This window comes from Paenibacillus sp. 79R4 (assembly GCF_013393165.1).
Classification (GTDB): Bacteria; Bacillota; Bacilli; order Paenibacillales; family Paenibacillaceae; genus Fontibacillus.
In genome coordinates this window covers 269,237-294,954 of the sequence record NZ_QJOT01000001.1, presented here as the reverse complement: position 1 = coordinate 294,954, position 25,718 = coordinate 269,237, and the positions used below count along the sequence as shown (strand labels likewise).

The 25,718-nt window shown below is 49.4% G+C and carries 18 protein-coding genes; 10 read left to right on the top strand and 8 right to left on the bottom strand.

What is annotated here, in order from left to right; genetic code table 11:
• The first annotated feature begins 50 nt into the window (after positions 1-50).
• From DMN77_RS01240 to arcC, 7 genes are all read left to right on the top strand, one after another.
• Entirely contained in the window at positions 51-1,304 is a 1,254-nt protein-coding gene (locus DMN77_RS01240; protein ID WP_179013174.1) for an MFS transporter, read from the top strand.
• A gap of 40 nt (positions 1,305-1,344) precedes the next feature.
• The gene (allE, locus tag DMN77_RS01235; RefSeq protein ID WP_179013173.1) at positions 1,345-2,109 is read left to right on the top strand and encodes a (S)-ureidoglycine aminohydrolase; all 765 of its coding nucleotides are present in this window, start codon (positions 1,345-1,347) and stop codon (positions 2,107-2,109) included.
• A gap of 64 nt (positions 2,110-2,173) precedes the next feature.
• Entirely contained in the window at positions 2,174-3,223 is a 1,050-nt protein-coding gene (gene allD / locus DMN77_RS01230; RefSeq protein ID WP_179013171.1) for an ureidoglycolate dehydrogenase, read from the top strand.
• A gap of 58 nt (positions 3,224-3,281) precedes the next feature.
• Positions 3,282-5,024 (top strand): acyl-CoA synthetase FdrA, encoded by a 1,743-nt coding sequence (gene fdrA / locus DMN77_RS01225; RefSeq protein ID WP_179013170.1) that lies wholly within the window; start codon positions 3,282-3,284, stop codon positions 5,022-5,024.
• Positions 5,025-5,068: 44 nt separating this feature from the next.
• Entirely contained in the window at positions 5,069-6,334 is a 1,266-nt protein-coding gene (locus DMN77_RS01220; protein ID WP_179013169.1) for a YlbE family protein, read from the top strand.
• Between the two features lie 37 nt (positions 6,335-6,371).
• On the top strand, positions 6,372-7,280 hold the full coding sequence (locus tag DMN77_RS01215) for an oxamate carbamoyltransferase subunit AllH family protein (protein WP_068779360.1): 909 nt from the start codon (positions 6,372-6,374) through the stop codon (positions 7,278-7,280).
• Entirely contained in the window at positions 7,262-8,221 is a 960-nt protein-coding gene (arcC, locus tag DMN77_RS01210; RefSeq protein WP_068779359.1) for a carbamate kinase, read from the top strand. Before DMN77_RS01215 ends, arcC begins: the two co-directional genes overlap by 19 nt.
• A gap of 59 nt (positions 8,222-8,280) precedes the next feature.
• Here the strand turns inward: arcC and DMN77_RS01205 are convergent, their stop codons facing one another.
• The gene (locus DMN77_RS01205; protein ID WP_068779358.1) at positions 8,281-8,544 is read right to left on the bottom strand and encodes a hypothetical protein; all 264 of its coding nucleotides are present in this window, start codon (positions 8,542-8,544) and stop codon (positions 8,281-8,283) included.
• A gap of 514 nt (positions 8,545-9,058) precedes the next feature.
• On the opposite strand from DMN77_RS01205, the gene DMN77_RS01200 reads away from it, so the two are divergent.
• A complete protein-coding gene (locus DMN77_RS01200) occupies positions 9,059-10,438 on the top strand; it encodes a Glu/Leu/Phe/Val family dehydrogenase (protein ID WP_068779357.1) in 1,380 nt (459 codons plus the stop codon).
• A 92-nt stretch (positions 10,439-10,530) separates the two neighbouring features.
• Here DMN77_RS01200 and DMN77_RS01195 read toward each other — a convergent pair whose 3' ends face one another.
• The 3 genes from DMN77_RS01195 to DMN77_RS01185 form a co-directional block, all read right to left on the bottom strand.
• A complete protein-coding gene (locus tag DMN77_RS01195) occupies positions 10,531-14,910 on the bottom strand; it encodes a polysaccharide lyase family 8 super-sandwich domain-containing protein (protein ID WP_372775159.1) in 4,380 nt (1,459 codons plus the stop codon).
• 62 nt (positions 14,911-14,972) lie between these two features.
• On the bottom strand, positions 14,973-19,169 hold the full coding sequence (locus DMN77_RS01190; RefSeq protein WP_179013168.1) for a polysaccharide lyase family 8 super-sandwich domain-containing protein: 4,197 nt from the start codon (positions 19,167-19,169) through the stop codon (positions 14,973-14,975).
• Positions 19,170-19,405: 236 nt separating this feature from the next.
• The gene (locus DMN77_RS01185) at positions 19,406-20,491 is read right to left on the bottom strand and encodes a threonine aldolase family protein (protein ID WP_179013167.1); all 1,086 of its coding nucleotides are present in this window, start codon (positions 20,489-20,491) and stop codon (positions 19,406-19,408) included.
• Positions 20,492-20,753: 262 nt separating this feature from the next.
• On the opposite strand from DMN77_RS01185, the gene DMN77_RS01180 reads away from it, so the two are divergent.
• Both DMN77_RS01180 and DMN77_RS01175 read left to right on the top strand, forming a co-directional pair.
• Positions 20,754-21,974, top strand: a complete 1,221-nt coding sequence (locus tag DMN77_RS01180) for a peptidase (RefSeq protein ID WP_179013166.1) — start codon at positions 20,754-20,756, stop codon at positions 21,972-21,974.
• A 546-nt stretch (positions 21,975-22,520) separates the two neighbouring features.
• Positions 22,521-22,838 (top strand): winged helix-turn-helix transcriptional regulator, encoded by a 318-nt coding sequence (locus DMN77_RS01175; RefSeq protein ID WP_068779353.1) that lies wholly within the window; start codon positions 22,521-22,523, stop codon positions 22,836-22,838.
• Between the two features lie 91 nt (positions 22,839-22,929).
• Here the strand turns inward: DMN77_RS01175 and moaA are convergent, their stop codons facing one another.
• The 4 genes from moaA to DMN77_RS01155 form a co-directional block, all read right to left on the bottom strand.
• Complete coding sequence (gene moaA, locus DMN77_RS01170) at positions 22,930-23,946, bottom strand: GTP 3',8-cyclase MoaA (protein WP_179013165.1); 1,017 nt, start codon at positions 23,944-23,946, stop codon at positions 22,930-22,932.
• A 40-nt stretch (positions 23,947-23,986) separates the two neighbouring features.
• The gene (locus DMN77_RS01165; protein WP_179013164.1) at positions 23,987-24,430 is read right to left on the bottom strand and encodes a molybdenum cofactor biosynthesis protein MoaE; all 444 of its coding nucleotides are present in this window, start codon (positions 24,428-24,430) and stop codon (positions 23,987-23,989) included.
• A gap of 71 nt (positions 24,431-24,501) precedes the next feature.
• A complete protein-coding gene (locus DMN77_RS01160; protein ID WP_179013163.1) occupies positions 24,502-25,281 on the bottom strand; it encodes an AAC(3) family N-acetyltransferase in 780 nt (259 codons plus the stop codon).
• 217 nt (positions 25,282-25,498) lie between these two features.
• Positions 25,499-25,708 carry a cold-shock protein gene (locus DMN77_RS01155; RefSeq protein ID WP_068779349.1) on the bottom strand — a complete coding sequence of 70 codons (210 nt, stop codon included), beginning with the start codon at positions 25,706-25,708 and terminating at the stop codon, positions 25,499-25,501.
• Positions 25,709-25,718: the final 10 nt, after the last annotated feature.

The window sequence follows — 25,718 nt, the reverse complement described above, 5'->3', positions numbered from 1 at the left end:
AGGCAAGCAGCAGCATCCCGAGCCCCTCACTACTAAGGAGGATACAAGAGATGAATCAACAAGCTTCAACGAAGCCAAAAGGCGGAATGGAGTATTGGAAGAAGATTGTTATCCTATTCTGTCTTGGATGGACGGTCATCTGGATTTACAGAACTGTGCTGAATCCCATCTTACCTGAAATCAAAGTGCAACTCGGAATCGAGTCCGATGCAAGTATGGGCCTTATCTCCAGCTTGTTCTTTCTGGCCTATACCTCCATGCAGATTCCTTCCGGCTTCCTGGCTGATAAATTCGGCAGAAAAATCATGCTGATTCCAGGCTTTTTAATCTTCGCCTTCGGGGCCTTTACGGTCGGAATTGCCCCGTCCCTGTTGTTCCTGCTTGTCGGCAGCTTCCTCGCGGGCCTTGGACAAGGAACCTATTATGGACCGGCATATTCGATCTCCTCTTCCTCTATACCCAATGAGAAACGGAGCTTTTCTACAGCCATTATCAACAGTGGTTCAGCTTTGGGTATGGCAATTGGTTATATCGGCTCCTCATATTTGGTTAAAGGGCTGGGTTGGGATTGGAGACCACTGCTCTTCGTTACAACTGCGCTGATTATCGCTGTCGCCATTGCCTTCGGCAAGGTCATTAAGGATAAGAAACCGGAGCCTGCAGCAAAAGCCGGCCAGGAAAAAGAAGCTGGCGACAAGGCAATACTCAAGACGCTATTTGGCGACATTCGAATGATCTCGGCTTATGTGATCTACTTCGCCATCTGTTATGGCTACTACATGATTGTAACGTGGCTGCCGAGCTATCTGCAGATGGAGAGGGGCTTCCAAGGCGCCGCTATCGGCTTCGCCTCGGCGCTGGTCGCGTTTGCCTCCGTCCCCGGCGCCCTGCTGTTCAGCAAGCTGTCCGACAAATTCAAGAACAGAAAGATTATGGTCGTCATTATTTTACAGATCATTGCTGCGCTAACTCTATATCTGACCGTTGCCATCCAAAGTAATAATTTGCTAATCCTGTTCCTGATTATGTACGGGTTCTTCGGCAAGCTGGCGGTGGACCCGATCATGATCTCCTATGTAGCAGACATCGCGCCTAAGCAAGGCTACAGCACCACATTTGGCGTCTTCAATTTCTTCGGCATGATGTCCTCTGTCATTGCCCCGTTTGTCACGGGAGTGATCTCCGACGCTACGGGAAGCAAGATTCTGGGCTTCTACCTGGCCATCGCCATCATTATTGTCGGCACTACATTCCTGTTCATAGCCAATATGATCAAGCGCACCAAGACGCAAACCAGGCACTAATTTCTCACATTATACTCGATAAAAAAAGGAGAGAATCACAATGGGATACCCAACTGATCTGTTATCTAGCCGCTCTATCATTAAACATGGCAAATATGCCTTAATTACTCCGGAAGGTCTTGTTAATAACGTAGTTCCGGGCTTTGAAAACTGCTCTATTTCTATTTTGGCTACACCGAAGCTTGGCGCAAGCTTTGTAGATTATATAGTAACCATGCATCAAGGAGGCGTTAACAAGGATGGCTTCGGCGGACAAGAGCATATCGAGACCTTCGTCTATGTGCTTGAAGGAAAAGTTAAGGCCTCTGCCAATAACGAGGCTTACACACTGACTAGCGGCGGCTTCCTATACTGCCCTCCGGGAACAGTGATGTGTCTAGAGAACCTGCAGGATGGAGACAGCAAACTGTTTCTCTACAAACAGAAGCATAAACCGCTGAAGGATCTGAAGCCATGGGTCGTAACCGGCAACTCGAATGATATTCCCGAAGTCGATTATGATGGCATGACAGATATGCGGATTCAGGATCTGCTGCCAAAAGAGCTTGCTTTTGATATGAACTTCCATATTCTGACCTTTGATCCCGGCGCTTGTCATCCATTCATCGAGACGCATGTACAGGAACACGGAGCTTATCTGCTCTCTGGAGAAGGAATCTACAATCTGGACAATGAGTGGATCCCTGTCAAGAAAGGCGACTATATCTTCATGGGTCCTTATGTGCAGCAAGCCTGCTACGCCGTCGGCCGTGAGAAGCTGGCTTACGTCTATTCCAAAGACTGCAACCGGGATGCGGACCTCTAAGCTAAGCTTGCCGCATGCCGCGGATGACCTATCCATCTAACCTAACTGAACAGAGGTGTTGAAGTTGAGAGTAAGCCAATCCGAATTAAGTCAACTGATTGCTGTGAAACTGCACCAAGCGGGTTTGTCGAAGGAGCATGCCGACGGAGTGGCAGACGTCCTGGTCCATGCCGATATCCGAGGCATTCATTCCCATGGCGCGATGAGAGTGGAGTATTATGCGGAACGAATCGCCAAAGGTGGAATAAACACAACGCCCCATTTTAAATATGAAGTTACCGGTCCCAGCACGGCTGTATTTGATGGCGACAACGGGGTAGGCCATGTGGCTGCCAAGCAAGCGATGGATGAAGCGATCCAAATGGCAAAAGCCAGCGGCATAGCAGCTGTTGGTGTCCGTAGAATCGGTCATAGCGGTGCCCTGTCCTATTTTGTGCGGCAGGCTGCCAAAGCCGGAATGATTGGCATCTCCGTATGTCAATCCGATCCGATGGTCGTTCCCTTTGGTGGTTCAGAGCCCTATTACGGCACGAACCCGATTGCATTCGCTGCTCCAAGCCATGATGATCGCCTTCTTACCTTGGACATGGCCACAACCGTGCAAGCGTGGGGGAAAATCCTTCACGCCAGATCAAGAAATGAATCGATTCCCGATTCATGGGCCGTGGATAAAGAAGGTCATCCGACAACGGACCCCTTCAAAGTGAATGCCTTGCTTCCCATCGCTGGTCCTAAGGGCTATGGCCTAATGATGATGGTGGATGTGCTGTCAGGTATTTTGCTGGGTCTTCCTTTCGGAAATAAGGTTTCATCGATGTACCACGATTTGACCGAATACCGTAATCTGGGACAGTTCCATCTCGTCATCAATCCTGCATTTTTTACAGACCCTGTTGTATTTAGACAGCATATTTCGCAGACCATGGATGAATTGAACCGGATTAAGCCGGCTCCGGGATTCGGGCAAGTGCTATTTCCGGGACAGAATAATGACCTGATCCAAGAAGAATACGAACAAAATGGCATCGAGATTGTGGATGAGATTTACGAATATCTGGTATCCGATACGGTCCATCGCAATCAATACGACCATAAAGATCCGTTTGCCAAATGATCTGACCGGCAGTCTGTAATACGAAAACTCTATCTGAACGAGAGAGGTGCACAGCTTCATGTTATATTCCATCATTCAAGAGAATTCCTATCAAGATTCCGTTAACCTGATGCTTCTAACGAACAAGATTTCCGCAATGGCAGGGGTGGATCAAGCTTCTATTATGATGGGCACACCGGCGAACAAGGAAATCTTCCAGAATACCGGCATGTATAAGGACGAACTGGAAGCCGCTGGCCCCAATGATATGTGTATCGTAATCCGTACCGATCATGAGGGGAAAGTAGCCGAAGTACTCGCTACCATTGAGGAAGAGCTGAAAAATCAGGCGGTGAGCAGCAGCAAACAGGCCTTTGAATCGGTACGCACCTGGGATAAAGCTATGCAGGCGTTGCCGAATGCCAACCTTGCCTTAATCTCCGTGCCAGGCCAATATGCGGCCGAGGAAGCGGACAAAGCCTTGGACCATGGCCTTCATGCCTTCATATTTAGCGACAATATGGATCTTCAGGACGAACTGCGCCTGAAGCAGAAAGCCCGGGACAAAGGGCTTCTGGTGATGGGTCCTGACTGTGGGACGGGAATTATCTCCAATATTCCAATTGCCTTCGCCAATATCATCCAGGAAGGCAATATCGGTGTTGTAGGTGCTTCCGGCACGGGGATCCAAGAAGTCACCAGCCTGATTGACCGCTTGGGCGGAGGCATCAGCCATGCGATCGGAACCGGAGGACGCGACCTGTCGGATACGATCGGCGCGATCACAATGCTAAGCGCGATTCAAGGGCTGGAGAAGCATAAGGAGACCGAGGTTATCGTAGTCATATCCAAACCGCCGGCAAGGGAAGTGCGGAATCAGGTCGTCCAGCTGCTGCAGCGTCTGTCAAAGCCAGCGGTGGCTATCTTCGTCGGTGAAGAGCCTACGGCTCATGAAGGCAATGTATATTATGCCTCTACCTTAGAGGAGACAGCTATGATTGCCGTAGATCTATCCAAAGACAGAGTCATCCTGACGAATTACAACATGTCGAATGGAAAAATTCCAAAGGTGGCCTTCAAACCGGAGCAAACCTCTATTAAAGGTCTTTACTCCGGCGGTACCCTTGCCTATGAAGCTGCTGTTCTGCTGTCCAAAGGTCTGAATCTCGGGCCGCTTATTCACGACGACGGTTATTTGCTGAGAGCAAACGGTCATGAAGTGATCGACTTGGGCGATGACAAGTATACCCAAGGCAAACCTCACCCGATGATCGATCCGGAGACAAGAATCCAATATATTAAGCAAGCCGCCAGAGATGATTCCACGGCCATCATCCTTCTTGATATCGTACTGGGTTATGGCTCCCATGAGGATATGGCTGGAGCTTTGCTGCCAGTCATGGAGAGCACTCGAAGCGAAGCTATGGCGAGGGGCAAAAACCTGTATTTCGTAGCCGCTGTATGCGGCACGGCGCAGGACCCGCAAAATTATCAGGAGCAAAAATCCAAGCTGGAGCAAGCTGGGGTTATCGTCAAGGACAGCAACAATCGAGCAGTCCGAACCGCACTGGCAATGATGGGAATCCGGCTGCAGGACAATCACAAAGCATCCTTACCTGCAGCCGGAACCAAGCCAGCCCCGTTCCAGGTTTCAGAAGCCATCGCTGAATTGCTCAGCAGCAAGCCAAGAGTCGTCAATATCGGACTTAAGAAATTCGCCAATACAATAAATAGCTACGGCGGACAGACTGTGCAGTACGATTGGCGTCCGATTGCCGGCGGGAATGAAAGAATGCGCAAAATATTGAGCCTTCTCAAATAAAGGACAATTTCCCATTTCAAAATACAACATTAGGAGGATGCAGCATGTACGGACCCTATAGGACAATCGATGAAGCAAATCAGGCGGTTATTCAAAAAATTATAGCCGGCGCGCCCTTCCTGGTAGACGTAGTTCCCGCCAAATCCGTAGTGGAGCAGCTGAACGGGCAAGTACTTCTACATGCAGGGCCACCGATTCAATTCGAGGATATGACTGGCCCAATGCAGGGAGCCTGTGTCGGAGCCTGCCTATTCGAGGGCTGGGCAGAAAATGAAGAGAAGGCGATGGCTCTTCTGAGGCAGGGGGAGATCGACTTCATTCCGTGTCATCATGTGAAAGCCGTGGGCCCTATGGGAGGAATCACCTCCGCGAATATGCCAGTGCTGGTTGTCGAGAACCGCACCGACGGCAATCGTGCCTACTGTACGATGAATGAGGGAATCGGTAAAGTATTGCGCTTCGGCGCTTATTCTGATGAGGTCATCCAACGTCTGAGATGGATGCGGGATGTGCTCGCCCCTGTCCTCTCCAAGGCGTTGTCCCTTATCGACAATGGTCTGAACATTAATGTAATGATCGCTAAAGCCATCACAATGGGCGACGAATTCCATCAACGAAATATTGCCGCTTCGCTCGTATTTTTGAAGGAGATCACTCCTTATATTCTACGGACGAACTTGTCCGAACAAGATAAATCGGCTGTCGTGGAATTCCTGGCTGATACGGATCAGTTCTTCCTAAATATCGCCATGGCGACATCCAAAGCCGTACTTGATGGCGCCAGAACGATTGAGTATGGCACCCTAGTCACCGCAATGTCCCGAAATGGCCAAAACTTCGGCATCCGGATCAGCGGAATGGGTGACGAATGGTTCACCGCGCCTGTAAATACACCGCAGGGCTTATTCTTCACCGGCTATTCCCAGGAGATGGCTAACCCGGATATCGGCGACAGCGCCATTACTGAAGCATTTGGCGTTGGGGGCATGGCCATGGTAGCCGCACCGGGCGTTACCAGATTTGTAGGTGCCGGAGGATTTGATGATGCTTTGGCGACCAGCAATGAAATGACGGAAATCTGTATCGATCATAATCCGAACTTTGCGATTCCAACCTGGAACTTCCAGGGAACCTGCCTCGGGATTGATGCCAGAAAAGTGGTAGAGACCGGAATCACTCCGGTAATTAATACCGGGATCGCCCACAAAGAGCCCGGAGTAGGTCAGATCGGGGCAGGGACCGTTCGGGCACCTTTGGCCTGCTTCGAAAAAGCACTTGAGGCTTATGCCCAGAGGCTGGGGCTCATCTAGCCATCTACAAGGAAGTAACAAGCGGGAGGAGAGCAGAATGGAACCTCTCATACAAGCGAGCGGGGCGTACAGTCTGACTGTCCCCCCTCTCCTTCAAACGGACGAACCGGGTTATGTGCACAGCATTTTTAAAAATGGCTGGAATATTCGCTGCGGGGACAGGCTGATCTTCATCGGCAGCAGGAAAAACGGAGAACTCCCCTTTGGCATCCATCTGGAGGACGAGCTGGTGCCTCGGCTCATCTCCTTACTTCGTATGGGAGAGCCATTTCTCTATGATAGAGAGGCATCTATTCTCCTCTTTTCCGCATTTGCCATTCAGCTCGATCCTCATCAGGCTTTTGACACGAAGATGGGACCCATTGCAGCGCTGTCCCTGCGGTCTGGTCTAAATGCATTTGCATCCGAATTATGCGCGCATAACCAGCATACCGGCACAGGCATTTGGGTGAGCGATTTCCTTGATCGCTTGAGCAATGCCGCAGAACCTTCCTGGTCAGAACATGAACAGAGGGTTCTGCAACTCATGGATGCAGCCCGGAGCGAACGCTTGCCTCAAATCGATAAGCTCCTCAGATACTGGATCGGTCGCGGCAACGGGCTGACCCCAGCCGGAGATGACATGCTGGCCGGGATGCTCGCTGTAGACACGATTACTGGAGGATTTACAGAACACTTCCGGCTCCATTTAACTACATTGGTGGAGAAGGAAGCTCTCACTACAGATATTAGCCGGGAATACTTGAAATATGCGCTGCAAGGACAGTTCAGTTCCGTAATATCCAATGTATTGAACACCCTTGCCTTGGACGATAGCGAGGAATTAATAAAGCGGACCCGAGAGCTTCTGTGCGTTGGTCATAGCTCAGGTCTGGATACATCATTTGGCATACTGATGGGTATGTTGATCCTAAGGAGGAATTCCACTTGGCACAGAAAGTCGTGATTGCGCTTGGCGGCAACGCTATTCTTCAACCCAAGCAGCAAGCTACCTATGAGAATCAATTAGAGAATGTACGTCAATGCTGTGAGATTATCGCCAGAATTGTTCAGCAGGGCTATGAAGTGATTGTCACCCATGGCAACGGCCCGCAGGTGGGCAATATATTGCGCCAGCAAGAGGAAGCCAAGGCAGTCGTTCCGCCCTTCCCGCTTGATGTGTGCAGCGCGGAATCCCAGGGCTTCATCGGATACATGATGGATCAAAGTCTGAAGAATGCGCTGCAAAAACGCGGGCTGGACAATGCAGTGGTCAGCATGCTCACCCTGACAGAAGTCTCCCAAGACGATCCTGCTTTTCTGGATCCAGTCAAACCTGTTGGCGTCTTCTACCAGGAGGATGAAGCCCAGCGGTTGGCTGCCGAGAAGGGTTGGATCGTGAAAGAGGATGCGGGCCGTGGCTGGCGCCGTGTGGTCCCCTCTCCGATGCCGAAATCCATTCTCGGGGCAGATGTTATCCAATCACTGGCCGACAGTCGGGCCATTGTTATTGCTGCGGGGGGCGGAGGAATCCCCGTATGCCGTCAAACGGATGGAACCTTGTCTGGCGTGGAAGCGGTCATCGATAAGGATCGCAGCGGATATCAGCTAGCCTGCGACGTCAATGCTGATGTATTTATGATTCTGACGGATGTTCAGAACGTATATGTGAACTATGGAAAACCGCAGCAAAAGTCGCTTGGAACCATCTCCTTATCCGAAGCCCAGCGATATGCTGCGGAAGGTCAATTTAGCGCCGGAAGCATGGGTCCTAAAATGGAATCCGCGATTCGATTCGCCGAGAATGGCGGAACTGCGATCATCTGTTCACTGGATCAGGCCGATCTTGCGCTGGAAGGTAAAGCAGGTACACGGATCACACAAGAAAATCTAATTCATTGCAATTAATGCCCCATAATTTCCCTACGTCACGTGTTGTTAACCAGGGTATTATGAATTGAACATAGTCAATATTTGCTTCTCGCAGCGTATTTCAAGCTTATATGAACGTATTCATTGTCGGTCTTCTCTCCCGATAACAGAGGAATCCGCACAGCTGCCCGGTTCGCTTGAGCCGGGTTGCTATTCCGAATAGACCGCTCTCCCTTAGTCCTTCTATTGTGATCTGGCGCTTGCCACTCACCCGTCGTTGATTTGCTGGCCAGTCCGGTAGACGAAGCCTTGTTTCTAGCCGCCACGATAACTTGATGGAATGCTTCACGAACAGGCAATTGCTACCTGCTCTTTATTCCCTTTCAATCCGTCTATACGCCGATTCACGCCAACTCCAGAGTCCCTCTTGCGATCTTAGCACTATTATCCATTGGTTAATTTCCTTCCTTCTCTATTCGAGCTGTTGCCATGCTCACTATATCTTCATCCAACCTCATCCACTCAGCAGCAGAAGCCGATGCCCAGCGACTATAAAACTCTCGATTCCCATGCTATGACCGGGATCTTGCCGCAAACTAGAAGAAAGTCTACTACTTAGTATTCACGCTAACTATACGATTTCAGGGTGTTAATGCCCTATTGGCAACTTGCCGTATTTTTTCGATGTGCAGGAAAAACTTCAAAATTTATTGTATAATATTGGTACCTTGCATTGACGATTCTGTCGATTAGAGGTATACCAGCCATATACAGTACTTTCTAAAAAGCAGAAAGTGGAGGTGTCATTGTTTTCAAACCGCTGTTAGCCCCTATTTAGAACGTTTCAAAATAAACCTCGAGGTGATCGAAGCTATGGCTAAACAGACAACCGACATCATTGAGAAATCCTTACATAACCTGCTGAATGAGCCCAATTTCCTGCCTGAGCTCAAAGATGATGCAAGAGATAAAGCGATTCACTCGCTCATCACTATTCTATCAACCCCTAACCATATTCATAAATCCTACCTCAGAATAGCCCGGGAGAACGGCGTCATTGAACGCATTCCGGCTTTTCGTATGCAGCATAATGACACGCTGGGGCCTTATAAAGGCGGCATCCGCTTCCATGAATCCGTAAATGAAGCCGAGGTAATTAATCTCGCAGCCCTCATGACGTTGAAGAACGCTCTGCATGAAGTTCCCTTTGGCGGCGGCAAAGGCGGTGTTGCTATCAATCCAAGGGATTATTCCACTAAGGAACTCTATCAAATCTGTACGAAATACGTACAATATTTTAATGAAATCCTCGGCCCGGACAAGGATATCCCCGCCCCTGACGTTGGAACCAGCGCGCGGGAGATGGATTGGATGATGAGCGAATATAAAAGCATTCATTACGGGAAGCCATATTTGGGCAGCTTTACAGGCAAGAGCGTGCTTAATGGAGGCTCCCTGGGTCGGAAAGAAGCAACCGGCAAAGGAGTCTACTACACTCTTCGGTATTTGCTTCATGACTACTTGCAGGAGAATCATCAACAGCTGGCGCAGTCCCGGACTCAACAGGCTGCAGTTGCCCTGAGCTGCCGGAATCGGCCGATCACTCTGGCTGTACAAGGCTTCGGCAATGTAGGTTCAGTTACGGCCACCGAAGCTTATCATTGTCAGTACATAACCAGTACCATCGTTGCGGTCAGCGATCGCAATGTAACCCTGTATAATCCGGATGGGCTGAACATTCCAGCGCTCGCCAAATACGCAGCAGCCAATCGTGGAGATCTTCCTTTTACCAAGGAGCAAATTGGCGAAGCCGACATCCAGGCTGAAATTCTGGAGCGGGAAGCCGTTCTATATCTGAATGTGGATGTACTTATTTTAGCCGCCTTGGAGGATCAGATTCGAACAGACAATGTTGAACAGGTACAGGCACCGATTATTGTCGAAGGGGCAAATGCCCCTATCGCCGGCGAAGCCGATGATACATTGGCGGCTAAAGGAACCTTGGTTATTCCGGATATCCTGGCTAATGCTGGCGGGGTAATCGTATCCTATTTCGAATGGCTGCAAGGGCGCGAGACTCAATATTATAGCGAATCGGAAGTATTTGAGCAGCTTCACTGTAAAATGGGCATGACGATGGACAAGGTTTATCCCCTCTATTTCAATTCGAACAAATCGCTGCGGCAGACTTGCTTTGATCATGCCATTATGCGAATATCGACGATTCTCTATGCCCAAGGGAAGCTGTTCTAGACTTTATCAAGCTTATATTTAATTAAAAAGGTCGAGCTTGGGGCATCCCTTCACCCCTGAACTCGACCTTTCCTATTACCTGAATTATGCGGTTATTTCTGCCCCTGAGCCTCCAACAGATGCATTACGACAGCCAACGCCTCAGCGCGGGTAGCCACATCTTGGGGGGCAAAGCGGTTGTTGCCGCGGCCTTGGACCAGGCCTTCGTTCACAGCTAGCGCGATCCAGCCCTGTGCCCATGGCGGAATGCTTCCCGCATCGGAGAATGTTAACTCCGTCTGTAGCGGCGCGGGCTTGTTCAATGCCTTGGCGGCCATGACGACAAGCTCAGTACGCGTAATTGCTTGAGTGGCCCGGAACGTGTGATCCGGGAATCCACTAATGAAACCTCTCTTGATTCCTTTGGCAATATCGGACTTCGCCCATTCCGGAAGCTGATCCGTATCCTTGAATGTAAGCTCCTCTTCTTCCTTGAGATTCAAGCCTCTAACTAATAATGCCGTAAACTCAGCACGATTAATCGGCTTATTCGGCCGGAAGGTCTCATCGGGATAACCCTGAACCAAACCCTTTTCTATGGCTTGGCGAATCATATTCTCAGCCCAATGGCCCGCCGTATCCTTCAAAGCCACTTCCTTTCCTGGCCCGTTCCCGTTGCTGTTACTGTTGCCGTTGCCATTTCCGTTCTCGTTGCCGTTTCCATTACCGTTGCCATTGCCATTTCCGTTCTCGTTGCCGTTTCCATTACCATTGCCATTGCTATTTCCGTTACCGTTACCGTTACCATTACCGTTCTCGTTACCGTTACCGTTCTCGTTGCCATTACCGTTGCCGTTCCCGTTGCCATTACCAGGATTCGGGTCTTTCTTGTCCTTCAACGAAAAGTTTAGGATTGCCGGAGCCGCATCGATCTCCTCCCCGGACAGATTGCCCAATACGGCTTTGGTCACCTTCAACGCACCTTCGGTTGGCGATGTGACCTTCTTCGTGTTGAAGGTGAGCTTTAACATGTCTTCCTTGCCTTGGATCGCTACACCTTCCCCGGCAATCACAAGCTGAACTTGTCCCTCTTCCTTACGCGTATCCAGGATAACAATTCCTTGCTGCAAGGATTCAGCCGATACGAACTGCAACACACTCTCATCATAGCTGAGAACCACATGATGGGAGTAGAAGTCCGTTTTCGAGGTATTAACTTCGTAACTCACGATCAGTTGATCGCCTGAGATTAGCTCATGCGGCCCCTTCAAATCGACGCTTGGGCGTGTAACAGACACGGCAATTTGCTGCGCCTGTTCCGTATTGCCCGCTTTATCGATTGAACGATACTCTACGATGTGATCCCCTTCTCCTTGAATAAGCAGCTTACCATCCTTGACTGTTTGCCATTTACCGCCATCTACACGGGCTTCAGTTCGCAAGACGCCCCAGCCCTTCAGATTATCTTCAGCAGAGAAGAGTAGATTTACATCTTTATAATGCTCCTCTCCGGCCTCCGCTTCGCCTTCAATCTGAACCTTCGTTATGGGTGCAATGGCATCTTTGAGCAGCACCTCCAGATAAGACTGATAGATTCCATTCTCGCTTTTGCGACTGCGAACCTCAGCGCTCAGGTCCTTGCCGACTTGCTGCAGAGTTACGCTAACGATCTTATTGTCCTGCAGCTTCTCCTTGGTGAATGGCGATACATCGAATTTCCACCATTGGTCGGGAGATGCGATGGTTCGCAGATCCAAGCGGGCGCCTGGTGCAGGTTTATTGTTATAGGTAAGCTCTTGCTCCTTCCAGCTATCATCGCGAATTTCGAATACACCGATGTCAGACTGGGTGCCGTTGCTGTCATTGGTCTTTCCATATACATTCAGCGTAACCCGTTCAATATCATCTACAATTTGCGAAAGATCGTACTTCAGGAACACCCTGCGGTCGTAATCCCCGCTCCCGTTACGAATTAATAAATACCCGTTGGTTCCATAATTCAAAGCCGCATTCTTTCCGCCATTTACAAATGCATCCTCGGATACATTGATCCGGATCTTGGCTGCCGCATCAGGCTCGAGCGCCCCTTCCTCCGGCAGTTCCGTCTCCGCATCAGGGTCGATTTTCAGCTTGATCGCATGGCTCTTCCCTTTGCTGCCTTGAGTGTTAACTTCAAGCAGAACCGTCGGTGCCTTCTGCAGAACTTTAACCGTCTCGTCCTTGCTGATCTCCTGCAACAAAGTAGCGGCGACTTCGACCTTCAGCTTCGATTGGGTCTGCGTCGGATCGGATACAGATAGCGTCAATTCGTCGCCCTGCTCCTGAACCATCACAGAAGCCGGTTGATATACACGCACACCGTTCATCTCACCCGGTTGCCAGAAATTCATACCGGTGATGCCAAGCTTTTTCTCCTGTACGGCTTGGATCTGCGAGGTATTGCTTAGCACTTGAACATCCGGATTATCGTTATATGCCTTCGTAGCCGCCGTATCAAATGATGGCAACAATACGTAGGAATAACCGGCATCGGTCGGTTTAACACCATGCTCTACAACCAGACTGACGTAATTACGTGTAATCGGGTCGATCGGGCCGGTGGAGTTGACATCCTTCCAGGAGCCGGTCCTCGCCTCGCGCAGTGCGCCTACATCGGTAGGTTCAGGGAAATAATAGCCAATATCCGCCCCCTTCGCCGTTCCTTCCAGATGCGCCCATTTGACATCCTTCAATGTATCGGACCAGCCCAATTGGGTTGGCATCGCTTGTCCATTCACAGTTAATGGGTTCGTGCCTGCCAAATTGACCATTCGATTCTCGACGATCGTCTCAACCTGACGTCCATCCTTACGCGCATCGGGAGTAGTGATGCCGGCTCCGAGCGCTACGATCTCATCATCGAACATGAACCACGATTTCTTCCCGGTCAGATTACTTCCAGGAGGGGCCAGGTCCATCCCGGCTATTCCAAACTGATTGTCCAGCGATGAACCGCCAACCCAAGTCTTCCCTGTTGTCTTGATCGCTGTTCTCGGCAAACCGTCGGAGGTCGTTCCCGGCATCCGATAAGAGTCTACCGTTGGCCAGAACGCATTGCGAAATTGATCTGAATCCGGGTTGTACAGATAGGTCATCCCGTCACCGGTATACCATCCTCGTGTATGCTCCCCATTCATTCCCCCCTCGAAGTTGGCAATCCGGGAAGAGGACATGCTGATTCCTAGCGTATATCCCGGTCTTGAATGAACAATCCGATCCATGACCGAGAACTGACGATGTGTAATCAGATCGCCACGCAGCTTAATGCTGGAATCACTTAGCAACTGCTTGAAGTTCACAATATCCCTGATCTGCATACCTTCGTACGGGTTGGTCATGCTCGTATCCGACGCTACCCATTCCTTCACCATGCTCTTGTAATAGGCAGCCTGTTCAGGTGGAGCAAATTGGGCCAGACGAAGAATCGTCCATACCGCGCCCCGTGTATTGTTGTTATAACGGGATACCGCACGGCCGCTGACCATTTCCATAATGTGTCCGTCATAAATGAGGGGCTCGAAAGAATCGGTCACCCATTTCCACACATTTTCGAAATCGGCAACCTCAATCGGCCAAGGAGAACGATCCAGGATCGTTAGCAGCTTCGATATATCTCCAAGCAGTACACTGCCGTAGCTGCCCGTATAGGCGATATTGTTATGCTGGATAAATGATCCGTCAGCGTAAAAGCCGTCTCCACTCGTCACATAGGGGAAGGCCGAGCCAATGGCATTCCGTGCTTTCTGGATGGATGGCTCGTCCTTGCCAAGCACCCCTCGCAGGAGAACGGCCAGAGATTTATCCAGCAGATTGGCCCCCGTCTCTGCCAGGCCCGGCGAGCCGATTAACCGCTTCTTTGGATCAGGTATAAATCGGTCAATTGTGCTCGCATAGTCAGCAATCTGTTGCGCAGACAGATCGTTATACATGATAGTCATAATGTCTGCCAGGGACAGCGGAGCCCCGATCTCCCAATCCCACCAGTTGTTATAAGTAGCCTTTTGCGGATTATATCGATTGCTGGACATCCAATCCAGACCGGCAATGATATCATTTTTTAATTCCACATTCTGATATAAGTTTGTGCCTGGAGTTGCATAAGCAATCGCCATATCTTTCAGCCTATTATACGAATTGGTAATATGACTGGAGTCCGTAGTACTCTTATAATCGGACCATAGATAAGCCCTGCCCGGATCTTTAACCAGCGTATCCCATACCCCGTTTTTAGCGTCATTAGTCACCTTCTGGGCATTGGCTTGAATTGCATTGCTGATATCCGTATCGTTCAAATCCAGCCCGGTACCCCCAGTCAAATAATTGAACCATTTAGTTCGCAGCGTCTCGAACTCATCCGCCTGTCCGGCTGAAGCCGGTGCGGCTGGGAAAGACGCAAAAATAAGTGAAGAAATCATCAACACAAGGACGATAGGCTTTATTCTATGTTTCCACACGATGGCATAACACCCTCCCTCGATAAGTTATGCGGGGGACTTCCAGTCCCCCACCTTCATGGTTATTGCAGTATCTGGTCAGCAAACCACTTCAAATCAGCGGAATCAATAACTCCATCCCCATTTATATCCGCTGCTTCAACTGCTTCCCAATCCGGGCTTGCACTGTTCTTGCCAAAGCTGGCAGCGGCTATGCCCAGATCACCAACCGTTACTTTCCCGTCTCCGTTCAAGTCCCCAGTGGTCTTCGAGAGAACCACCTGAACCTCGCAAACTGCGGACAGCTTGCCATCAACCGTAGTCACCGTGACCTTGGCCCTGCCCGGCTGCAATGCCGTGATCATTGCCTCGGATTCATTCGCCTCCAGCTTCAACACGTCGCTGCGATCGACACTCCAGGCAAGCTCCTTATTCGTAGCATTAAGCGGGACAAGCGCCGCTTTCAGATTTATCGATTCACCCGCTACTAGTACAGCCTGTTCACTGCTTAAGCTAATCCCTGGCACCGGAACATTCGGCTTGTAAGTAATCTCCAAGTAAGATTTATATATCCCGCCATCGCCTTCTTTGCTTTTAAATGTAACCGTCAAATCTGAATCTCCCTGCAAAGCCAGGCTCATCTGTCCATCCAGCTTCAACCGCGATTGGGCAAAGGAGGTGACATCGAATTGCCGCCATTGATACTCTTTATCTGCCGAAATCTTCTCAAGCAAGGCTCCTATCGCCGGCATGTTGTTCCATGTCAGTGCAGTCTCGCTCCAATTGTTGCTCTCTACTGCATGAACACTTACTCCCGCGTTCTGTGTACGGCTGTCATTAACCCCGCCATATATAAACAATTGGGCAGATTCAATCTCGCGGTCAGCAGGAATTCCGCTCATATCGAACTTCAGGAAGGCTTTGCGCAGATAACTCCCGGTACCATTCTTAATGTCCATATAGCTGCGAGTGCCGAAGTTCGTATTAACATCTGCACCCTCTTGTACAAAAGCATCCTCGCTGACATAAACCTCCGTTTTCTCGACTTGTCCCGGGCCCTCAGGTTCCCCCTCCAACTCCGGAGCTTGCTGCGGATCATATTCGAATTGAATCTCATAGCTTCTGCCAAGAGAGTCCTGTGTATTGATCTCCAGCTTAAGATAAGGCTCCGTCTGTACAACGGTCACGGACGGATCCTTCGTCAATTCCTTGAGTACAACCTTACCCAGATCAACTAAAACTTTGTTCTGAGTTTGTGTTGGATCTGACACGGATACAGTCAGCTTATTCCCTTCCTCCTTTACCATCACAGAAGCCGGACCAGAAGCCCGAACGAATTCCGACTTGCCTGCTTCCCAGAAATTAAATGCGCTAATCCCCAGCTTCTTATCCCGAGCAGAATGGACCTGACTCGATTGACTCATAATCTCAATGTCAGGATTCAGACTGTATTGCTCCGTCTCTGCTACCCCTTTGTTAGGCAATAATACATAAGCATAGGATCCATTTTTTGGCGCGCTGCCGTGTTCGAATGCAAGACTTAGGTAATTTCTTGTGATTGGATCTGCTGAGCCATCATTATTCACGTTTTTCCAGGACCCTGTTCTTGCTTCTCGCTTCCCGTCAATGTCCGCTGTCTCCGGGAAATAGTATCCGATGTCCGCACCTGAAACATTGCCTTGCAGATGAGCCCAGCTAATTCCCTTCAGCGTCTCCTCCCAGCCGGGCGTGGCAGGCTTCACCTGACCGTCAACCACCAGATTATTGGAACCGCTGTCATTTATTTGCCGGTTCTCTACAATCGTCTCTACCTTACGGTTAGCCGACCCTGAAATATCTGAACCTATCGCTACAATCTCATCGTCGAACATGAACCAGGACTTCTTGCCCTGCAGATCGCTTCCCGTGCTGTCCTTGAGTGAGTAATTCATGCCGCTTGCTCCGAATTGACCATCAAGCGTCGAGCCACCGACCCAAGCCCGCGGATTGTAATAGGACGCCCAGTCTTTAGGAGCTGGCGCATAGCCGTCCGTTGTCGTTCCCGGCAAGCGGAGCATATCTACCGTTGGCCAATATTGATTGCTGTACTGCGACAGATCGTTGTTGTATAAGCTGGTCATGCCGATGCCGGTATACCAGCCTTGCTTGTTCTCGCCATTGCCGTATTCAAAAGCCGAGATTCGCTGTGAGAACATACTAAGCGCAAAACCATAGTCCTTACGCAGATGGACAACCCGATCCATCGCCGCAAAATTCTGGTGCTTAACCAGTTCTCCGCGCGCTGCCACTGAAGAATCATTGGCGATCGCTTTGATCAGATTGATCTCATAAACGGGCATATTTTCATAATAGTTAGAGAATGTAGTATCAGACTGCACCCACTCCTTAATCATGCTCTTGATCTTGATGGACTGTTCCGCCGGGGCGCCCTCTGCCAGCCGCGCCAGCGTACGGATAATCGCACGTCCGGTCAGATGATCGGAGTCACTCTGCCGCGAAATGCTGCGTCCCCTGACGTTATCCATCATGGCTCCTTTATAAATCAACGCCTCGAAGGAATCCTCAACCCAGCGATACACATGGCTTACTCGCGGATCGTTAATCTCCCAAGGAGATGCGTTAAATAGATATAATAAATCGGCCATTCTACCGATCAAGACGCCTCCATAAGATCCTGTGTAAGCAATATTCGTATGCTGGATCAAAGAGCCGTCCTCATAGATCCCATCGCCCTTTTTAGCATATTGAAGCTCGCTGTATATCGCATTTTCTCCCTGTTCGATCTTGAAGCTCTGCTTCCCGACAACACCGCGCAATACAACGACCAACGCTTTGTCGAGCAAATTTGCACCGGTCTCGGTTACACTCCCGTTTTGCACCCGCTTGGTCGGGTCCGGTACGAATGTATCGATAACCTTCAGGTTTCTAGCAATCTGCCCCTCGCTTAAATCGTCATACATAAGTACGAGAATATCCATTAGGGCCTGTGGAGTCCCAATCTCCCAGTCCCACCAGTTGCCAACGATCTTCTTGCTCTCGTTATATTGATAGGCATTCATCCAATCCAGAGCCAGGATAATATCATCCTTCAGAGCAGGGTTGCTGTATTGCGCTGTCCCCTCTGTTGAATAGGCCGTTGCCATATCCTTGATCATCGTATAAGCCTTCGTGATCACTGCTGAATCGGTATTATCACGGGAGATGCCGCCAACCCATAGATTCTGTGCGCCCGGTGTCTTGTCCATCAGGTCCCAGATGCCGGTTGCTTGGGGATTGGAAATCCGGTTCGACAAATTGTCGATGTAACTCCTTACATCGGAATCACTCATATCCATCGATTCTCCACCGATCAGCTTGGTATGCCACCTCTGTCTGAGTGCATCATAACCATCCAGCATTTCAGCTGATTCTACCGTTACAAAAGCCTCCGCCCGGATGAGCCCATCCGCTGTAGCAACCGTGATCGTTGTTGTCCCATAGTCATTAGCTGTAACATTACCCTCATCCACACTCGCTACGTTCGGATCGGAAGATGTCCAAATCAGCGTTTGTCCTGCCGCATCCTGTGGTGTAATCACGGGTGTCAGTATAGCTGTATCCCCTTGATGCAGCGAGATCGATTTGGGCTGCAGGTCCAATCCTGTAATTCCCCCCCAGCGTTCAAGCTTCACATCGTCGAACCATACCGTTCCCGTGCCTGTCTCGAAGAACGGCTCTAACCTGACGTACCGGGCTCCGGCCGGAACGGGCACCACGACCTGCTGTAAAGTCCAATCATGGGTACTCGCCATTTTACTCGTTACTGGTCCGTCTCCCAGCTTATCATCCTTCGTAGCGCCATCCATCCCATTGACACTCCGGTAGAAATTAGTTCTGACAAATACGCCGCCGCTGGATACAACATCCTGCGTCCTGATCCAGGCGCTTAGCTTGTAGTTGCCTTCTTCCGATACCGGTACATTGATAGACAGCCCCGTTCTATCACTGCCCGTGTGCTCGATCTGTACAGAATAAGCACCTGAATGGTAGACCGCATCAGTGACAGACACCTTACCATTCTTACTGGCCAGCCAGGCCCCCCAACCATTCGGCTTCAAGCCGCCGATCCAGGATGCATCCGTTGTATGCACCACATCTTCAAAGCCTCCATTAGGAACGAGATTATCCCCGGCTCCCCCATCCGCAGACACTTTGGTCATAAGCAGCCCGGCGGGAATCAGCACCTGAAGCAGCATTCCGACAATCAACACCACCGACATCCTCTTATAAAGCGCTTTCAACTCGAAATTCCCCCTTTCACCATGCAAGCTATTATTTTAGTACTGTACTTCATCATAGTTTCAATGCTCAACCTCAATACATGGCGAATTTTTACCCATTCACGGACAATTTTGACTTCAACCTATTGTATGGTTCGGAAAAATGTGGAAAACATCTCAAAAACCCACAGCTAATGAATTCATCGTCCGCTGTGGGTTTGCTTTGTTCTGATTCTTAAGAACTATGCATCGCCAAGTCAATTGAACTTCCGATTTAACAATGAAAATACGGCCTCGACCTGCTCTGAGGACAGCTCCGCATATTTATCTCCAACGTTGATTTCCGTATAACATGCGTTCTCATCTATCGCTCGGAGATTTGAGGTGATGCCGATCCCGGTCTCTTCATACAGATCGATCAGGGCCTGCTCAACCTGCGCTTGGGGCGCCGCAAAATGAATATGGAACATGTTTGAAACAGGGACCTCCGGCACTGTCGCCGTTCGCGGGCAACGATTAAACCGTTCAGCCAGCTGTTTGGCCCCCTGATAGTACTGCTCCATTTTGCCGATCCTTTGCTCGAAATAGAAATCTGAACTAAGGATATAAGGGTACAAGCTGATTAAATCGCCGCCATGCCGTCTTTTCCAAGGCTTCGACTCCTCTGTAAACTCCGTATCTCCGGCCAGAATGGCTCCAGCCACACCGCCAAGCCCTTTATAAAAAGAAACATATACACTATCGAACAGAGAACAAATCTCCGCCGCAGTCTTTCCGTAGTACGGCAAAATTTCGAACAATCTGGCCCCGTCCAGATGCAGCTTGATTCCCTGCTCATGACAATATGCTGAAATTGCCTCAAGCTCCGCATAGTCCGGCAGCTGTCCGCCGATTTCCCGCTGCGGCAATTCTAAAAGCAAACAGGAAATATCCTCGCTTATATTTTTTACATCGTCCAAAGTAATTAAGCGGCTTCGATCCGCCAGCAGGATCGGTTCTATTCCATGCAGCTGCTTGAGGCCGTCTTCCTCATGAATTTCCAAATGGCAGAGTGGATGGTAAGCAACCTTTCGCAGCCCCTGCCGGTCACACCAGATTCGCAAAGCGATTTGCTGGGCCATCGTCCCGCTAGGGAAGAACACAGCGCTCTCCTTGCCCAAATATTCGGCCATTTTCGCCTGAAACTGTTCAATAAGCTTTCCTTTGCCATACATATCGCTGTCTGTATTCTCATCCATGTCGTGAAAGGCTGACATCAGCATTCCTATATTTCTTGGGCCATGACCCGAGAGCCGATAGGCAGTCTTGTTGAACGCAGATCCGATCGTTTGATCCATTGTCATAGGTGGGCCTCCTTGTCGTGATAACCGTTCTGTCCCCTTCAATCAGATAATTCTCTGTTTCAGAGTACCACATGTAGAGGCGCTGTAAAACAGCATTCCCCACGCTTTCCGCTATCACGCCCTTATGAAAACTTTCACTTTATCTGCAACATTTCTTAACGACCTCCGTCTATAAAGACGAAAACAGCAAACAAAGACACGCCATATCGGCAATCATCAAGCTGTGCGTACTACCTACACATAGAACTAGGAGGAAATACTGATGAACAAACCATTTAAAGTATTGGCAACCGCAACGATCCTGGCTATGGCCGCTCTGCCTACAGCCGCTTTTGCTCAGCAAGGAGCAGCAACGCCGGTTAATGAGACTGCTATCACTCAAGCCAAGGTTGTACTTGGAACAATGGGAAAAATCACCGATTTCGTTAATGATAAAACAGGCAAATTCATTACTGTAACCGGCCGTGGTCTGGCTGCAACCGACCAAAGCGAAATCATTCTCTCGATCACCAAAGATACCAAGATCGTCGATGCAAAAGGCCAAACCGTTGCCTTGAAGTCCATTATCGATGATAAGAAAGTAGTTAAAGCTTTCTATGGACCAAACATCACCAAGAGTTTGCCAGCCCGCGGAACCGCCTTGACCCTGGTCGTCCAAGACCGTGACTTCAGCGCTATCCAAGGTACGGTCTCCGAAGTGACTGAAGATGGAAGCATCTTCGTGAAAGGAACTGATCTCTACGGCGGTTATAACGATGAGATTATCCTTCATCTTGATCCAAAGGCCACCCTTCTCGATCAAAACCATGAGGCTATTGAAGCTGGCGATATCAAGGCCGGTATGAGTGTGGAAGCATTTTACGGCCCTGCCGTTGCAATGAGCTTACCTGCTCAGTCAACCACTAATTATCTGGTGGTAAATACAGATGAGATTGCTGATCTGACCCCGGGTACAAGCGGAATTATTATCAGCAAGAATGAAAAAACGATCACTGTGATCGGCAACCCTATGGAGCATGGTGGCACTAATTATGTCATGCTGCATGTGGATAAAGATACCGTTATCGTCGATGAGAACGGCGCTGTATTAACTGCCGATGCATTAAAAGAAAACAGCTATATCGATGCCTTCTACGGCAATATAATGGCGATGAGCTACCCTGGTCAAACCCATGCCGATAAGATTGTTGTCAAAGCCGCTCAAGCGGTCAAAGCAGAAGGCACCATTACAAATTCGGAACGGGCTGGCGAAGGCCGCGTCTACCTCAACGTTGGCTCTGACGATAAGACGGAGAATGACATCATTCTGAACATCTCCGACAAGACCGTTATCCTCCCGTTAGCAGGCGATGATATGGAATTGAAGGACGGCATGAAGGTGGTCGTATACCACTCGCCAATCATGACGAAGTCTCTCCCAGGTATTACGAACGCGGAAGTTGTTATTGTTACTCCGGATAACAATACTGCAGCCGCTCAATAAATCTTTCGTTCGGTTAACAGTATCTATCTGAACACGGTACGGATTATTAGCTGCTCGAGATGCTCTTGACTAAATTCCTGCAAAATACAGCTTTTGATGAGACTCCCCCTGTAAGATAGAAAAACCTGCATATATGGTATGATCCCCTTCAAGTAGACACTCCAAAAAACCTTCATGTTAAAATGAGGGTTTGAGTGACACTTGGAGGGGATTTTTATGGCTAAAAAAGGACAGACATTTTATTCGCACTGAAAAATTTAAGTTGAGTGCGGTTAAAAGCTTTATTTGGAGGGCGGATCACAAAAACGGTGCTGTTAGTATAACACTAATGAATCCTGCGGACTCTTTACAGTTCTTTTACAACACTTGTTGCGTATTATGACTTTGCGGTTTCGTAATAATGAGCTGCAACAAAGCCGTCTATGGTTACTTTATGTAAGTAAATATATTTCTACAATTTATCCGCTAGCTACTATATTAGTTACGAAAAGTTATCTTGTTAATTTTATTTAGCAGATGTATAATGCTTAACAAGAGGTGATAGCGATGGAAATGCCGCAGCTTTGCCCCCGATTTAACCGAGCTATTGAACTACTAAGCAAACGTTGGTCTACATTAATCGTATACCGACTGCTGGACGGACCGCAGCGATTTATCGATATCGAGAACTCTTTGCCCAATCTGAGCGGTAAAGTGTTGTCCGACCGGCTGCGAGAGCTTGAGTCAGAAGGTGTCATTCACCGCACTGTATATCCGGAGAAGCCCGTACGTATAGAATACTCATTAACCGATAAAGGCCGCGACCTTGCCCCCTTGATGGATGATATCCAACAGTGGGCGACGCGCTGGGTTGAACTGGACTGACCGATCAGCCGTTTATTTTATCAGTCTGGTTGAACACACAAGAGCAATCCAGCCTGTCTCCCAAGGGAGATGAGGAGGATTGCTCTTCTTATTATCCGCCAATATAGGACATATTTATTTTTTTGCGGGTCTGTGCTGTCTGTTCGGTACGTTCGTCGGAATATCGGTCATGCCGCGACAACCATACATCGCGGATCGCGTGGGTTAGCTGGGTTCTGGAAGCCCCGCTGCGCAGCATTTGCCGCAGATCGAAGCCCTCCGAAGCGAAGAGACACGTGTAGATTTTGCCTTCCGAAGAGAGGCGGGCACGGGTACAGGTGGAACAGAAAGATTCCGATACCGAGGTGATGAAGCCGATTTCGGCCGATCCATCCTTATACTGATACCGCTGAGCAACCTCTCCGAAGTAATTGCTCTCCAGCGGCTCCAACTCGTATCGTGAAGCCAGCAGATGATAGATCTCCCGTTTGGTCACGACCTTCTTCATACTCCAGCCATTATCATTGCCAACATCCATGAATTCAATGAAGCAGAGCTTGATTCCGCGCGCTTTGAAGTAAGCGGCCATAGGCAAAATCTCCTGCTCATTCAAGCCCTTTTCCACCACCATGTTCACCTTCACCTGCAATCCGATCCGTCTTGCATGTTCCATATTGTCCAGAATGCGTGAAGGCTCAATACCTCGTCCATTCATATATCCGAACAGCTTCGGATCAAGCGCATCCAGACTCACATTCACACGGCGCAGTCCGGCATTCATCAGCGAGTCTGCATATCGTCCTAACAACAGACCGTTTGTCGTCAGTCCGATATCTTCAATCCCGTCGATCTGCCACAGTCTCTCAATCAACGATGGCAAATGGCTGCGCAACAGCGGCTCGCCACCCGTCAGGCGGAGCTTACGAACACCGAGAGAAGCGAATACCTCTGCAACTAAGACGATCTCTTCAAAGGTGAGCAGCTCTTCGCTGGGCAGGAACCTGTAATCATCGCCAAAGATTTCTTTAGGCATACAATAGGTACAGCGAAAATTACAGCGGTCGGTCACAGATATCCGCAAATCCCTAATCGGCCTTTGCAGTTGATCCTGCATCGGCTCTGTTTTCATAGCTGCTTCACCTTCTTTGTATAGCTAAGCTTCAGATGGATCAAGGAGTTTCCTTCGGCTCCGGACTCCTCCGCTGATCACCGATCCATTCCTCGCCATTCTCCCAAATTTCCTTCTTCCAGATCGGTACCATTTCCTTGATACGCTCAATTGCGTATTCATTCGCCTCATAGGCCGCCTTACGATGAGGAGAAGAGACCGCGATAGCTACCGCGATGTCAGAGATTTGCAATTGACCGATACGATGGGCAATCGCAACCCTTGTACCAGGCCACTTCTGCTCGATCTCTTCGCCAACCTGGGCCAGCATCTTCTCGGCCATGGGAACATAGGCCTCATAAGCAAGATATTTCGTTCTAACCCCTTGCGTCCACTCGCGGACATGTCCTGTAAATACCGTTACCGCGCCTGCCCCAGGATGAAGCACGTAATCAATATAAGGCTGAACCTCTATCGGCTGTTCGACAATTTCATATTGCTTCATAATAAATCCTCGCTTGATATTTTCGTTACGTCGATATTAGATACATTATCATTATGAAGCCAGATTCCCGATCAGGGCAAGTGGATCAGCTCACTGGCAAGCGGTTCATTATCGGAGAATAAATCCGGATTCTCACGCAGCATCTCCGTCAGTATGGCTGTCATCTGCACGGTATCACAGATCCAGGTATCAGCATCACCGAACTTGACCTTGCGGATCGCGCCTTCCCGTTCAAGAATCTTCTCTACCTTCCAGAAATGCTCGGACCATGGCAGCCCGTAATGGCGTCGTGAAGGTACCGGAATCTCCGTTCCATCACCAAGCACAACGAATAACTGCTCATGACTATCCGTAATTCTACCGGGAATATCTACCCATTCCTCAATTCCATGAATAAAAGTATTGCGTCTTAGATCAACACCTACAAGCATAATTGTCGCTTGACGGTCCAACAGCTTGCCCCATGGAGATTCTCTATGGCAAGGTGTATCGCATAATTCGGCCCCGGCTACGAATTCAGCCGCATCCTCACCCAAAGCCGCCACCGAATGTGTCGGGTGATAAGAACGAATCACGCCCTCGCGCGCCCGGAACAATTCCGGTAAAATCCCGACGCAGGACGGGGAGGTCTCCACATAGAACTTTGGACGATCCGCGTTAATGTAAGACCAGGTATGGGTCGGGAGAACTAGCAGCCCCTCCCGCATATATTCACTGAGTGCATCCAGCACCGTATCGGCTCCTCCATCGACTTCACCCAAGCTCTTCATGGATGAATGCACGAGCAGAGTGCCTTGGCGGTCGATTTTGGCCGCCGTTAGCTGATGGATCAGACTGTCGCTTGTATGCATTATCATTAAGCCTCCCATTATAGTGATGCAAGACCATTATGGCCCATTATACCCTAGACACCTGTAATGACAAGCCATAAGCTCACAGTTGATCATCCTGACAAATAAGGAATATACGGATAACAAAAAACTGACACCGGCATTGTACCGAGCGTCAGTTCATATAGAAAGATTCTTCATATTAGTTATCTACCCCATGTTTCCTAGCTTACTTCATTTAATCGTGATGATTGAAGCTGGTATTGGTCAATACTGCGAGCATCCGCTCATCTTCCGCCATGGTAGACCCACATTGAGGACAAGTAGGGTGATTCAAAAAAGCAAAGTTGCGTCTCATCCAACCGTTGCAATCATCATTCGTGCAAGACCAAATGGCCGTAATCTCCTCTGGAATTTCTTCCGCTTGCTTTTTTCTCGAGTTGTACACGAAGCATCCC